Below are 13,318 nucleotides of genomic sequence, written 5' to 3'. Positions count from 1 at the left end.
CGGGTGCCCTGGATATTTTTTTTTGTTATTTTTCATAATTAACTGCTGTAAATGTTTCATGAATTGTTGTAGTTTTTTTAGGTGGATTTGGGTATGGATAAGAAACTAGTGTATTTTCTTTGCACGGGAAACTCCTGCAGGAGCCAAATTGCAGACGGATTTTTGAAATCGCTGGGTAGCGACAAATATGAGGTTAAAAGCGCGGGTCTTGAAGCACATGGGCTAAATCCACGCGCCGTGCAAGTAATGAAGGAAGCTGGCGTTGACATTTCGGGTCACACTTCCGATGTGATAGACCCTGAAATTTTGAAAGAAGCGGATTTCATTATCACACTTTGCGTTCATGCAAACGATAATTGCCCTGTTGTTCGCAATGATAAAGCTGAAAAATGGTACTAGGGCTTTGACGATCCAGCAAAAGCAACTGGAACAGAGGAAGAAGTTATGGCTAAGTTCCGCGAAGTACTTGAATCCATTAAAAACCGCATAGAAAAATTCGTGAAAGAAGGTAAATAAGCATGATTAAACGGATGCATGTAGCTATAACTGTAGCGACCTTCAGAAATCTCTCGACTTCTATAAAGCTTTTTTTGGAGGAAGAGCTTAGAATCTTTCTATTAAAAGACCAAGAAATGGTATATATTTATGAAAAAATGTTGCTATGACTCGAAAGTGCAGGTGTTGTATGAGGATGAATGATGTTCCAACTCAAGAAAAGGGTGAAAGCAACAATCGAACCAAGTCATTGCTTGAGGTGTTAGGTGTTTCCACGAAACTAGGACTAACCTCGTTTGGTGGTCCGATTGCTCATCTTGGATATTTTCATAATGAATATGTTAAACGAAGGAAATGGATGGACGAACGCAGCTATGCTGATCTTGTTTCCCTTTGTCAATTCTTACCCGGTCCCGCCAGCAGTCAGGTGGGAATTGGCATTGGCGTAATACGGGCAGGACTATTGGGAGGTTTTTTTGCGTGGATTGGTTTTACTCTTCCTTCGGTGATTGCTTTAGTTCTTTTTGCTTTTCTTCTTAAAGGATTTGATGTCGGAAATGCTGGGTGGATTCACGGTCTAAAATTAGTGGCTGTTGCAATTGTAGCTCAAGCGGTCTTGGGAATGGGGCAAAAACTTACGCCAGATAGAAATCGTGTCACTATAGCCATTGTTGCTACAACCATGACTCTGCTTTGGCAAACGGCAGTTAGTCAAATCGTAATCATTGTTTTAGCAGGGCTAATTGGTTTGTTCCTATACAAAGGAAATGTGGAATCGAACTTACCTGAAATCAAAATACCTATTCGTCGTTCTACTGGAATCATTTGTTTAGTCCTTTTTTTGGTTTTACTCATTTTACTCCCCGTCATGCGTAATATAACCTCATTTCATTGGTTAGCTGTCTTTGATAGTTTCTATCGATCCGGTTCTCTTGTATTTGGGGGTGGGCATGTTGTTCTGCCATTACTTGAAAGAGAACTTGTTCCTGTCAGCTGGCTGACAAAAGAAGAGTTTCTTGCTGGATATGGTGCTGCTCAAGCAGTTCCGGGGCCGTTATTTACTTTTGCGGGGTATTTGGGTGCGATATTGGGAGGATGGCTTGGTGCAATCGTTGCAACAATCGGCATATTTCTTCCAGCCTTTTTACTCGTAGTCGGAGCATTACCTTTTTGGGGTACACTTCGCAGCAAACCCAAAATTCAAGGGGCGTTGGTAGGGATTAACGCTGCTGTTGTAGGAATTTTACTAGCCGCTTTGTATAATCCAATTTGGACGAGTTCCATACTTTCTCCTATGGATTTTGCTCTTACCGCTATCCTATTTATCATGCTTGTATTCTGGAAATTACCACCTTGGGTAGTGGTCATTAGTGGTGCATTAGGAGGAACACTTGTCTCCTTTTTATAATCAATAAGTTTTATGAAGACTAACATAGTCTTCTTTTGTCTTTAAGCTAAAGGGACACGTAAGTTCAATAAAAACAGCGGCAGTCTATGACTTTATTTTCAAGTCTTGGTCAGCCGCTGTTTCTTCTTTATGGGAGTTCTTCACTATTCCAGTTCGATCGCTTTTACGGTTTCGCCCTCAATTAATACGGGCTGGTAATAGGTGGTGGTTGGTAAGTCTTTTTTGCCTTGTAAATTCTTAATTACCCAGTCAGCTGCGTCACGTCCCATTAGCTCTTGGGGGTGGGTTAGTGTCGTTAGTTTGATATTTGCGTTTTTAGCGATATAAGAATTATCCTGACCAATGATGGATAGCTCGTCTGGGATGGAGATACCCATTTTTCTGCAGACATGTACGACTTCCAAGCCTACCTCGTCGTTGTAACACACAAGCGCAGTCAAGTCATCCCGATTGTCGTTCAAATACACTTCTAAATTTGTGGATAGGTCTGGTTTCGTTGCCGTATCGAAAGAAAGTACATGCTCTTGCTGGAACCGTAACTTGGCTTCACCAAGAGCCCTGATAAATCCCTTCATTCTATACTTTCCTTGCAAATCATCCATTTTCGCGATGATACCAATCTGGGTATGTCCTTTGGCAATTAGTTCCCGAGTTGCTAGATAGCTAGACTGCACGTCATCTAGACAAAAGAAAGGAACCTCCAACTCTTCATAATAGGCATTAATCATCGTGAAGGGAACATCCTGCTCCTTAAAAGACAGGTAGTAAGCGATATTAGGGTTGTATACATTACTTCTGGTAGGTTCTATAATCAGTCCATCAACCCCGTATGACAGCATCATTTCTAACGCCTTTTTCTCCTGAGAGATATCGTTATTTGTACTGGCTAATAGTAAGGAATAGTTATCTTCATTTAAGCGGCTTTCAATGCCGCGGATAATAGAGGGAAAAATGTAATCAGAGATATAGGTTGTGATAACGCCAATTGTTTTATTCGTTACTTTCCCACTGGTTCTGGACCGGTAATTCGTGCTGACGTATGTGCCGGATCCTTTCTCGCTTCTTAGGAAACCCTCGTTCGATAAATCCAGAATAGCTTTTCTAATCGTTTGTCGGCTAACATTGTACTCTTCCTGCAAAGCGAATTCCGAAGGGATTTTCTCGCCTGCTTTGTACGTTCCCGAGAGGATATAACTTTTGAGATCATCTATGATGATCTGGTATTTTGGCTTCATGAAATCCACTTCTTTCTTCATGTATCGATAAGTTGTACGTACACATTCTAACATAAATTGTCTGGAATGCAAATGTAGTTATATATAGCAATGATTTCAATAGTACAACTTGAGTCTTTAACCTTTAAAAAAATTACTATGCTGAGGGAAATAGGGATCATTATAGATCATGTTAGTATAACTATAAGGATATATTGACAAATGTACGTACAGAAAATATACTAATGCTATCAATTAGAGAAAGCGCCTTCTTGCGATCGAAATCTTCCATTTGTTATATCGAGTGAACGATTCGATCGACTTAGCTAGTATACGAATCTAAATCGATTGGGTTAAACAGAAAGGGGATAAATGTGACTATGAATCATCTAGATTTGAAAGAAGCGATAACGAAGGGCCGAACTTCTCTTGGTATTGAATTGGGATCAACGAGGATCAAAGCGGTGTTGATTGATGGGCACTACGAGACCATCGCATCTGGAAGTTTTGAGTGGGAAAATCAATTGAAAGACGGCTATTGGACCTATAACCAGGACCTTATACTTACAGGCCTCCAAGCAGCTTATCGTGAATTAAAGCAGGATGTATCACAGAAATACGGCGTTACCCTCAAGACAGTGGGTTCGATTGGGCTTTCGGCTATGATGCATGGGTATATGGCATTTAACAGCAGTGGTGAGCTGCTGGTCCCGTTCCGGACTTGGCGTAACGCTACAACAGGAGCTGCAGCGAGAGAACTGACGGAATTGTTCCAGTTTAATATCCCTGAGCGCTGGAGTATCGCTCACTTGTACCAAGCAATATTAAACAAAGAGGAACATGTGCCTCAGATTGATTATGTAACAACACTTTCTGGATATATCCACTGGCTGCTGACAGGCAATAAAGTGATTGGAATTGGAGATGCTTCTGGGATCTTCCCAATTGATGAGTCTACTCATAACTATCATCCAACGATGGTCAATCAATTCGATGAGTTAGTCGCAGGTAAAAGCTATGCTTTGAAGCTTAAAGATGTTCTTCCGAAGGTGCTTCTCTCCGGTGAGCAAGCTGGCAAGTTGACGGCAGCGGGAGCTGACCTTCTTGATCCAGCCGGGGACCTGCAGTCGGATATTCCACTGTGTCCACCTGAAGGTGATGCTGGCACAGGCATGGTCGCTACGAATAGTATTAGAAAACGTACAGGCAACATTTCCGTGGGTACTTCCATTTTTGCAATGATTGTACTGGAGAAGGAATTATCTAAGTTGTACACGGCGATTGATATGGTTACGACGCCTAACGGAAGTCCAGTTGCGATGGCGCATGCCAATAACTGCTCCAGCGACTTGAACGCATGGGTGGGATTGTTCCGTGAATTTTCCGAGGCGATGGGCTTCAAGGTTGATTCAGGTCAATTGTTTAGTGCGCTGTTGAATAAATCTCTTGAAGCGGACCCTGATGGCGGCGGTTTGCTGAGCTACGGTTATCTCTCGGGCGAAAACATTACGGGAATTGATAAAGGCCGACCGTTGTTCGTTCGCTCACCTGAAAGCAATTTTAATCTAGCTAATTTTATGCGGACGCATTTATTTACCGCTTTTGGCGCATTGAAGCTGGGTATGGATATTTTGACTGAAAACGAACAGGTTGCAATTGATCGCATATTGGCTCACGGGGGCCTTTTCAAAACACCAATTGTTGGGCAAAAAGCTTTGGCTGCCGCACTGAACATACCGATCTCGGTAATGTCCACAGCTAGCGAAGGCGGGGCATGGGGGATGGCACTTCTAGCTTCCTACCTGATTAACAAGGATCAAGAAGAAAGCCTGGATGACTTCCTTGAGCAGAAGGTGTTTAAAGATACCCAAGGACAAGAGATTGCTCCGGATGCAGATGAAGTAAAAGGGTTCCAAACATTTATTAAACGATATCAAGAAGGTCTTGCCATTGAACAAGCCGCAGTAGACCACCTGCTAGAGAACGGGAGGGACCAAAGTTGTTAGAACAACTTAAGGAAGAGGTATATCAAGCGAATCTAGATTTGCCGAAGCACGGACTCGTGAAATTCACTTGGGGTAATGCGAGCGCGATCGATCGGGAAAGCGGCCTGTTTGTCATTAAACCGAGTGGAGTCAGCTATGAAAAGATGAAACCAAGCGATATGGTCGTTGTGAATCTCGAGGGTCAAGTGGTCGAAGGGGAGATGAGACCCTCATCCGATACCGCGACGCATGCCGTGTTGTATAAACATTTTCAGCAAATTGGCGGCATTGTGCATACTCACTCCACCTGGGCAACCATTTGGGCGCAAGCAGGACTGGACGTACCTGTTATGGGAACAACACATGCGGACACTTTCTATGGCTCCGTACCTTGCGCTCGTTTCTTAACACAAGATGAGATTGATCGTGGATACGAGGCGGAGACAGGTCACGTTATTATTGAAACGTTTGAAAAGCTTGGCCTGGATATTATGGCGATTCCGGCTGTTCTGCTCCAAGGTCATGCACCTTTCGCATGGGGGAAAGATGTCCATTCTGCGGTCGTCAATAGCGTCGTTCTTGAGGAAGTATGCAAAATGAACTTGTATGCTCGTCAATTGAATCATTTTGCAAAAGAATTGCCGCAAGGCATTCTAGATAAGCACTATCTTCGTAAACACGGGAAAGATGCCTACTATGGGCAGAAGAAATAATCATAATTCATTTTAAAGAAAAGAGGATGGTTAGCATGTCAATTACAGCAGCTAAACAGTTTTGGTTCGTCGTAGGTTCCCAACATCTGTACGGAGAAGAAGCGTTGGCAGAAGTAAAAGCACACGCGCAGACAATGACAGATGCGTTAAATAATAGCGGTGTGCTCCCTTATCCGGTTGTCTTGCAAGACCTGGCTGTTAGTGCCGATAAAATTACAGGTATTATGAAAGAAGTTAACTTCCGTGATGAAGTAGCCGGTGTTATCACTTGGATGCATACGTTCTCGCCTGCCAAAATGTGGATTCGCGGTACGAAATTGCTGCAGAAGCCTCTGCTTCACCTTGCAACGCAGTTCAATGAAAGCATTCCATGGGCAACGATTGATATGGACTTCATGAACCTGAACCAAGCTGCTCACGGTGATCGCGAATACGGCTTTATCAATGCACGACTAAGGAAACAAAATAAAATCGTTGTAGGTTACTGGGAACGTGCTGAAGTTCAGCAGCAGATTGCGGATTGGATGGACGTAGCAGTTGCGTATAACGAGAGCTTCAATATCAAAGTAGCTCGATTCGGCGACAACATGCGTAATGTTGGTGTAACAGAAGGCGATAAGGTCGAGGCTCAAATCCAATTCGGGTGGACCGTAGATTACTTCGGAATTGGCGATCTTGTGCAGTACGTGAATGCTGTTACAGCGCAAGAAATCGATGATCTCATGGGTCAATATGCGGAACTCTATGCATTTGATTATGGTACGAACAGCAAGGAAGCTTGGGAAGCTAGCGTAAGAATCCAAGCGAGTTATGAAATTGCCATCAAGCGTTTCTTAGACGAAAAAGGGTATAATGCCTTCACGACGAACTTTGAAGATTTGCATGGGATGAAGCAGCTGCCTGGTCTTGCGGTTCAACGTCTGATGGCGCAGGGCTACGGCTTTGCTGGCGAAGGCGACTGGAAAACAGCCGCGCTGGCCCGCTTGCTGAAAGTGATGAGCCACAATCAAACGACAGGCTTTATGGAAGATTACACGTACGAGATGGCGGCTGGTCAGGAAGCGATCCTGCAATCCCACATGCTCGAGGTAGATCCAACCTTTGCAAGCAGCAAGCCTAGAATTATCGTTTCCCCACTCGGAATCGGCGGGAAAGAAGATCCGGCGCGTCTGGTATTCGACGGTAAAGCAGGAGAAGGCGTCGTCGTATCCATGGTGGACTTCGGGACTCATTATAAATTACTTATTAATGAAGTTTCCGCGTTCGAACCAACCGCTCCGGCTCCTAAGCTTCCTGTAGCTCGTGTACTCTGGAGCGTGAAGCCGAACTTCCAGGATGGGATTAAAGCTTGGATCGAGAATGGTGGCGGCCACCATACCGTTGCTTCCTTGAACCTGACGACAGACCAAATCGTTGCCTACGCTAAGTTGGTTAACTTGGAGTACGTTGTAATTAAATAGTTTAAAATTTAGGCGAAGAGAAGGCGGAACTCGATCAATTAAAGAGTAGAGAACTGTTTTCATGAGCAAAAAAAATCGTTTCTATTGTAAATGGGTAATTCTATTTACAGAGAAACGATTTTTTTATTATAGAATACTTTTTTAAATGGGGATGAGAATGCGGAATGCTCTGATTGAATAAATAGCTCCAACTTATTTTACGAATCTGCAGCCATAATATGATGGCAGAGATTGTGTGGTATTTATTTAATTAGTAAACAATTGAGAATCTACTAAAGAAATTGAACAATAGAAATTATTAAAAACTTATTTGTATTTCAGGATAAATTGTTAGATCTTGCCCTCTAATTATTTAAGCGTTGTTCAACTCATCAATTGCTTGTGTTAATTTCTTTTGAATGAAACGAATCCAATATTCGGTTTCCTTATGAAATAGAATCTCAACTTGTGGTACGAAGCGATGAAATATCTCCATCATCTTATCTCGACGTTTTCTATCGGATTTTGAACCACTATATGAATGACACTCGTGCCACTCATTATCCCAGAAATAGTTAATGGATTCTACGTCTACTGGTCTTGGATTTAAGAAAATCATACGTATTTCATCTTTTAATGCCTGAGCAACTTTTTCTTTTATCTGATCTATAATAATCAAAGTTTGTTCATCATTTCTTTTGGGCCAAATTGTAGTTTGGCTGAGGAATGTATTTAGATAGGTCATAATACACATATGGAAGTCATCAAGAGGTTTCAATATTAGGTTAGGGTTTTGATAGAATGTTTCTTTATGCCATAGCCTATTGTTCAATGCTTTCGTTACTGTGTAATGAGGAGGAAGGATACCACCATACAGATTGTTTTGCAATCTTAGAAAGTCTTCTCGAGCTTTTTGATAAACAGCATTAATTTGACTTTCATTATAATCGAGTTTAAATGATAATTTATATTGTGCTTTCTGTACAGATTCTGCAACGGAAATCACTTTGGAGATAAAATCCTCAGCAAAAATTCTGTCTTTTATTTCTCTGGTTTTTCTAGAGGAACCCAGTTCGTGAACATCGTATCGAAGAAAAAGAGTTCTCTCTAAGCTCAATTCTTGAATATCTTGTGAATCAATATTCATTCTTCGTAATGCTTGCTCTTGTAGTTTTATTAGTTCATGTTCTCGTTCTTGTTCATAAGATTCTTCTGACCAGTCATCTTTGTTTAATTTATGATAATGACTATAACAAATAAGTATTTTTTTCTTTAGCGCTGTATCTAATAGATTTTTAAGAATTTTCTTTGTAACATCGTTCATTGGGTCATCAGAACGTTCTATTACAGCAATAGCATCATATTCTGAGTAATTAATTGAAGTACTTCCTTCTAAAGAGCCAGTATCGCCATTGGTATGTCCATAACCTATTATATCGTGTAATGAAATGGTTGGATAAATGTCCCTAAATTCTTTGTTATAGGGAATCTTTACTTTAGCTCTTTTGACTAGGGCAGTTACAGCCTTGCCATTGTCAGACGAGTCACGACTAAAGAAATATCGTAACATATTCCAAGCTTCAATAAGGGAATATACACCATGATACCCTTTAATTTTATCTGCCTTAGTGATTATTCCAAAACCAGGAGTACCACCGATAATTGATTGATTTTTCCTTACTTCCTCAGTCTCAGTCAATATAACATGTGTTCGTTTATATATGTAGCTTACGATCATTGTAATGAGTTGACCTTCAGGATCTAAAGGGTGTTGATTATTTCCACTAGGTCTTGCATCTAGTTTTTGATCCACTAGTTCAATTAAAAAGTCATATGTTGCAACATCATTCATGGTGTCTGTTGAAACAATAGAAAGCACCCATTCCTCGACAATGGTATAAATTGCTTTCCAAAATACGTTCAATTCAACATCCAAAGAGGTCTTTTCTTCTTTTTTATATCGACCTAAGACTAAACGTATTAGAAAAATGTTTTGTTCGTCTGCGTCATTGAACGCATTAACTGCCTCAATAAGAATATCTTCATTGTCTGATTGTTGCTTTGAAAATTTTAGTGAAGCGTACTGTTGGATGAATGCAGTGATAGATTCCTGAACTCTTTGTATAATCCAATCCTGGTCATGGAAAACAATTTTAAAATCATATGTTTCACTATTAGTTAATACGTACTCAGTTGGAAATGTTGTAGTTCGATTCGCGTTTACTACTGGAAAATTAACATTGTCTGGGAAAGAACTACAACTTTTAATTATTGTGCTTTTTCCTGCCCCTGTTCTAGCAGCCATAAGAACCTGATAATCAGATTTTTGCTCTTGCATGCCTAGTTCCTCTTCTATGGAGGGTTTCTCAAACTCATGTCGAGCAATCTTATTGGCAGCACGCTCGACCTGGTTATAAATACGGTTAAAACTTTCATTGTCAAGTTCTGACTTCAATTTATCAGCTAAATGTTGTTTAAAATGACCCTGGAATAATGAATCTATTTGTTCTGAATTTAAAGTGTTGAACGGAATCTCAAATAAAAAGTAGTTAAAAGCGATTTTGAATAAACCAAATTCTTCTTTATTTATGATCCCAGCTAAGCGCATTCGTCCATCATTCCAGCGGATGTCAACTGTTCCGTTAGACATCAATGTATAACGAATATCTTTTATCATATAACTGCCTCCTCATGGATCTAATTATGTCAGTATTAGGATGTTGTGAGGCGCAGATATTGAAAAATATAATATTGTACTGACACAATTACAATATATTTTGGGCAGTAATACAATATGCAGTAAACAAGTTAAACAAATGAAGAAATTTAGGGATACTTGTCTAAAAAATGATTTGGAAGTTAATATGGGGGTGTGCACTTCATTTGGATAAATACTGGTGCAAGAAGGCAGAATTAATGTATTAAATGTGGTGTTTTATGGTTAATAAAGTTATTCAATAAGTTGTTTCTTGATCAAAAGTTTCGAGTGAATATTTATGCATAATCAGAAAATGGGTCGAAATATTTTTTCTAACGAATTCTGCAACAAACCATCATTTTCGCCGCTGGCGAGTTAAGTATCTAACGAATTCTGAAACAACAGAAACGGAGCGCCGCGGGTTTGCGGGCTCCGTTTTCTAATTAATTAGGGAATATCACATTAAAAGAAATAGTAATAAAATAATAAGAAGTATTAGAAATAGCTGAATAAATATACAACAAGGCAAACTATAAGTTAAATCGTTTGCCTATTTTTTTAATCGTAAATTCCCTAAAGGATGATAAAAATGAAAATAAGAAAACGATACATCATAACAGGCATTGTATTTTTTGTCCTTATTATTTTGTCATTTCTTTGGTATGAGAGATCCAAGATAGATATAGACACCTTAAATAAGAATTTAATTATTGAAGACATAAAGTTTGGAATGTCTGAAGACAAAGTAATAGAACAATGGGGCAAAGGTGAATATATCAATGGTATGGGGGGACATGGGCGAGCGTACAACGAGAAGAAAGTTAGAATTAGTTTTTCCAATGATGCTGATAATGATCTTAATGGTAAGGTCGGTTCCTTGGAGTTTTCTAATCCTGAGTACTCAATATTTTCGATTAGAATTGGAATGGACCGACTGGATGCAATAAATCATATTAAATCAAGCACTAAATTTAAAACTGTAAAATATTCGGAAGATATATTTGTAAGTGGTGAGTTTTCAATAGCATTAAGTGGTAAAGACATGATTGAACAAATTCAAATATGGTTTAAAGACAAAGATTTAACAGATAGAAATTATTAAATAGATCCAGCCCTAGCGAATTCGAAGAAGAGGGAATATCCGATAACACCATATTAACGCTGCGTGGCTGACGCACCTTTGTCTGCCCGGGTAGACAACCTTGCACCACGAGCTGCAATTGTAGTGGCCCATGCCATGCTAAGAATCGCTTATTATTTGCTAACAAGAAAAGAAATGTATGTTGATCTTGGCGAAGATTATTTTGAAAAGCAGAAACTTGGAGCAATTGTACGCAATTCAGTTCGAAGGCTTGAAACTTTAGGTTATAATGTTACCATTTCGGAAGTCTCCTGATCTACTCCCCGAGGCCCATAATATCTGAAACGACAGAACCAAGCTTGATGTTTGCACCTTCTAGAACTTTTTGAATCCGATTATGTTGCCTGGCTCGTTCTTCAATTATGCTCCGGCGATAACGAACTAGTTCTCGTAGTTCTCGTTGATTTCGGTTTGGAATGAAACTCGCTTTCAATAGTCCATGACGAAGAAGTTTGGCAATCCATTCAGCATCTTTAACATCTGTTTTTCGTCCTGGGAGAGCTTTCATATGCTGAGCATTTACGACTAGAAACTCAATATCTTCAGCCTCTAAAAGGTTTACGATTGGCTTCCAGAAAACGCCTGTACTTTCCATCGCTACGTGAGTACACCCATGTTTTTTGATCCAGTCAATTAATCGTAATAGAGATACGGTTTTAGTAGAAAACGTTTGAATCTCCTTTCCTTCAGGTGTCATTGTGCATTGCAGTGATGGAATCCTTATGAACATCCATACCACAAGCACGTTCAATGATTATATCCACTGAAATTATCCTTTCCACGGCCTGAATATGGGGCTGGTGCAACAACCAAAATAGGATTAATCTACCATGAGTGCTCCCCGAAGGAGCGACATTCTGTGATACACCGTGGTCGGTGGAGTCAGACTAACGGATGGGCTCTAACGCACCATAGTTGATCGACCTTCCTTGGATGGCTAACGGGTAGCGTTAGTTCAACAAACTACAAATGAGGCTACCGTGAAATTGATCGGCAGCCTCAAAAGAAGACCTTACGCGCATTGAAATGTAAGTCCGAAGCATATTACTCAAGGCACTCGATACATGAAAGAATAAATGACGCTGCTTAATGGTTAAGCTATAATTTAATGGTCCACGGTATCCGTGGGCCATTTTTGATATTTGATATTGCCCTAGGAGGTTAACCATAATGAAAGCAACAGTCGCTGATCGAGTGAAGCTCGCGCCAGGCTTCTGGTCCAGTTTGCGCCTATTAGGGATTCCCCCTCAAGAAGTAGCGCGCCATGCTCATCTGCCCTTGACCGTCATCGACGATCCAGTCGTCACAATCGCCCAATACTACGCGATCTGGCAGGCTTATGCCGAACTTGTCGGAGATACCGCCACGGGAATCGTCAAGTTGGCCACCGCATTCGAGACGGCGCAATATCCACCAGCCGCTTTAGCGACCTTCCATGCTAGGGATTTCCGAGATGCTCTTATGCGAATGACTCGATATAAGCAAATGTGCCCGCCCGAAAGCTTGTGTTTACGTGAAGAAGGAGGGCTGGGTATCATCGAACTGGATTGGCAGCATGCCACGGAGCCCGGACCTCCAGTGCTGGTTGGGATTACACTCGCCTATCTCTTAGAGCTAGGACGACGAGGAACCGGTCGGCCGCTCACGGCTTATTCGGTAGAGTTCGTTCACGATATGGGCATCACGAAAGTACTCGAAGTTTATTTCGGATGTTCCGTTCGGGTAGGTGCGTCTGGCAACCGACTTACACTGCGAGGCAGTGATCTGGACCGTCCTTTCGTTTCTTATAACGAAGAACTTCTCGATATTCTGACACCGGCCTTGGATCGTTCTTTGGATGAACAAGGGAGCAAACGCAAGATTAGCAATAAAGTGAAATGGATTCTCTCGCGTTACCTTTCACGCGGGCGAATCGACATTCAAACGGTAGCCAACGAGTTGGGCTTGAGCGACCGTACCTTGCAGCGCCGCTTGATGGAAGAAGGAGAAAACTTTAAGCAGTTGCTGACGCAAACCAGGCACGAGCAGGCGCTCGCATTTTTAGCAGACCCGTCGCTCGAGATCAAAGAGGTTGCTTTTCTCGTAGGTTACGAAGATCAGAATTCATTTTATCGTGCATTCCGCACATGGGAAGGGAAGACTCCCGCCAATTGGCGCGTAGCGCAAGATCATTGGCGTTCCTCGCTAGTTACCGAGTAGACGAAATGAGGTACCATTATCCCTAT

The 13,318-nt window shown here is 41.2% G+C and carries 8 protein-coding genes and 2 pseudogenes; 7 read left to right on the top strand and 3 right to left on the bottom strand.

Translation table 11 applies throughout. The features are described from left to right. The first annotated feature begins 93 nt into the window (after positions 1-93). Both arsC and AC58QM_RS08035 read left to right on the top strand, forming a co-directional pair. Positions 94-516, top strand: a pseudogene (gene arsC / locus AC58QM_RS08040) (arsenate reductase (thioredoxin)). A gap of 175 nt (positions 517-691) precedes the next feature. Beyond that, on the top strand, positions 692-1,903 hold the full coding sequence (locus AC58QM_RS08035) for a chromate transporter (RefSeq protein ID WP_497282888.1): 1,212 nt from the start codon (positions 692-694) through the stop codon (positions 1,901-1,903). 143 nt (positions 1,904-2,046) lie between these two features. Here the strand turns inward: AC58QM_RS08035 and AC58QM_RS08030 are convergent, their stop codons facing one another. Next, the gene (locus tag AC58QM_RS08030; protein ID WP_497282887.1) at positions 2,047-3,138 is read right to left on the bottom strand and encodes a GntR family transcriptional regulator; all 1,092 of its coding nucleotides are present in this window, start codon (positions 3,136-3,138) and stop codon (positions 2,047-2,049) included. A gap of 359 nt (positions 3,139-3,497) precedes the next feature. On the opposite strand from AC58QM_RS08030, the gene AC58QM_RS08025 reads away from it, so the two are divergent. Genes AC58QM_RS08025 through araA form a run of 3 tightly spaced genes read left to right on the top strand, consistent with a single transcriptional unit; the run spans position 3,498 to position 7,275 of the window. Continuing rightward, positions 3,498-5,123: a xylulokinase gene (locus AC58QM_RS08025; protein ID WP_497282885.1), complete on the top strand. Its 1,626-nt coding sequence runs from the start codon at positions 3,498-3,500 to the stop codon at positions 5,121-5,123. After that, on the top strand, positions 5,117-5,815 hold the full coding sequence (locus AC58QM_RS08020) for an L-ribulose-5-phosphate 4-epimerase (protein ID WP_497282884.1): 699 nt from the start codon (positions 5,117-5,119) through the stop codon (positions 5,813-5,815). Before AC58QM_RS08025 ends, AC58QM_RS08020 begins: the two co-directional genes overlap by 7 nt. A gap of 35 nt (positions 5,816-5,850) precedes the next feature. Beyond that, positions 5,851-7,275 carry an L-arabinose isomerase gene (gene araA, locus AC58QM_RS08015; protein ID WP_497282882.1) on the top strand — a complete coding sequence of 475 codons (1,425 nt, stop codon included), beginning with the start codon at positions 5,851-5,853 and terminating at the stop codon, positions 7,273-7,275. Between the two features lie 352 nt (positions 7,276-7,627). On the opposite strand, the gene AC58QM_RS08010 is transcribed toward araA, so the two are convergent. Continuing rightward, positions 7,628-9,931, bottom strand: a complete 2,304-nt coding sequence (locus AC58QM_RS08010) for a hypothetical protein (protein WP_497282880.1) — start codon at positions 9,929-9,931, stop codon at positions 7,628-7,630. A gap of 610 nt (positions 9,932-10,541) precedes the next feature. Here AC58QM_RS08010 and AC58QM_RS08005 point away from each other — a divergent pair. After that, a complete protein-coding gene (locus AC58QM_RS08005) occupies positions 10,542-11,054 on the top strand; it encodes a hypothetical protein (protein ID WP_497282878.1) in 513 nt (170 codons plus the stop codon). A 307-nt stretch (positions 11,055-11,361) separates the two neighbouring features. On the opposite strand, the pseudogene AC58QM_RS08000 reads toward AC58QM_RS08005, so the two are convergent. Continuing rightward, a pseudogene (locus AC58QM_RS08000) lies at positions 11,362-11,857 on the bottom strand (IS110 family RNA-guided transposase); the annotation flags it as partial. A gap of 406 nt (positions 11,858-12,263) precedes the next feature. Between AC58QM_RS08000 and AC58QM_RS07995 the strand changes: the two are divergent. Next, positions 12,264-13,292 carry a helix-turn-helix transcriptional regulator gene (locus tag AC58QM_RS07995; RefSeq protein WP_497282877.1) on the top strand — a complete coding sequence of 343 codons (1,029 nt, stop codon included), beginning with the start codon at positions 12,264-12,266 and terminating at the stop codon, positions 13,290-13,292. Positions 13,293-13,318 lie beyond the last annotated feature (26 nt).

This window comes from Paenibacillus sp. J22P165, from assembly GCF_059692015.1.
This window is presented reverse-complemented; position numbering and strand designations above follow the sequence as displayed.

Excerpts from the sequence above, each read along its gene's own strand:
- AC58QM_RS08035 (WP_497282888.1), top strand. The coding sequence starts at position 692 with ATGAATGATGTTCCAACTCAAGAAAAGGGTGAAAGCAACAATCGAACC.
- AC58QM_RS08030 (WP_497282887.1), bottom strand. The coding sequence starts at position 3,138 with ATGAAGCCAAAATACCAGATCATCATAGATGATCTCAAAAGTTATATC.
- AC58QM_RS08025 (WP_497282885.1), top strand. The coding sequence starts at position 3,498 with ATGAATCATCTAGATTTGAAAGAAGCGATAACGAAGGGCCGAACTTCT.
- araA (WP_497282882.1), top strand. The coding sequence starts at position 5,851 with ATGTCAATTACAGCAGCTAAACAGTTTTGGTTCGTCGTAGGTTCCCAA.
- AC58QM_RS08010 (WP_497282880.1), bottom strand. The coding sequence starts at position 9,931 with ATGATAAAAGATATTCGTTATACATTGATGTCTAACGGAACAGTTGAC.
- AC58QM_RS08005 (WP_497282878.1), top strand. The coding sequence starts at position 10,542 with ATGAAAATAAGAAAACGATACATCATAACAGGCATTGTATTTTTTGTC.
- AC58QM_RS07995 (WP_497282877.1), top strand. The coding sequence starts at position 12,264 with ATGAAAGCAACAGTCGCTGATCGAGTGAAGCTCGCGCCAGGCTTCTGG.